Here is a 294-nt window from a genome sequence, read left to right on the forward strand (position 1 = left end):
CCGGCTCATTGATGGAAACAGTATATCATACTTCCACCGTTTTTTCTACCGATGCCCGGAGCCAGTGCAGCAGAATGCCTGCAGAGATGACCGCAGCGCCCACGTCTGCCATCAGGTGCGCCGCCGCAATGCCCTGCACCCCGCAAAGCGCATTCATCAGGTACAGCAGCGGGATCAGCAGCAGCCCCTGCCGCAAAAGAGAGAGCACCACCGCACCACTTGCCCTGCCCACGGATTGCAGCAGGCTGGTTGCCAGATAGGTCAGACCGATCACCGGGCTGCCCAGCACCAGAT

General features: G+C 60.5%; 1 protein-coding gene. It reads right to left on the minus strand.

Going from position 1 to position 294, the window contains the following annotated elements; genetic code table 11:
* Nucleotides 1–25: 25 nt before the first annotated feature.
* Nucleotides 26–294 (minus strand): hypothetical protein (locus PZH32_RS13415; RefSeq protein ID WP_275208750.1); only part of this gene is annotated, 269 nt, incomplete at its 5' end.

The organism is Adlercreutzia equolifaciens, from assembly GCF_029076695.1.
Taxonomy (GTDB): Bacteria; Actinomycetota; Coriobacteriia; order Coriobacteriales; family Eggerthellaceae; genus Adlercreutzia; species Adlercreutzia equolifaciens_A.